The organism is Micromonospora sp. PTRAS2 (assembly GCF_054052245.1).
Window position 1 is genome coordinate 1 of sequence record NZ_JBSWBU010000082.1, and the last position, 203, is coordinate 203.

Sequence of the window (203 nt, forward strand, 5' to 3'; positions counted from 1 at the left end):
TGCTGGAACAGGCCGAGGGAGTCGTGGTCGTTGCGGTCACCCAGGTGACCCAGGTTCTGCAGCTTCGACTCCTGCAGGGCGGTGCCGATCGAGATGACCGCGGCGCGTTCGTCGAGGCCGGTCTTCTTCGTGGCGGCGATGATGGCCTTGGCGTTGGCGGTCTGCTCGGCGTCGAGGTCGATGCGCGACTGCGCGCCCTGCAC

The 203-nt window shown here is 68.0% G+C and carries 1 pseudogene; it reads right to left on the reverse strand.

The features are described from left to right. Positions 1–203 (reverse strand): annotated as a pseudogene (locus ACVMYR_RS33245) (hypothetical protein); the annotation flags it as partial.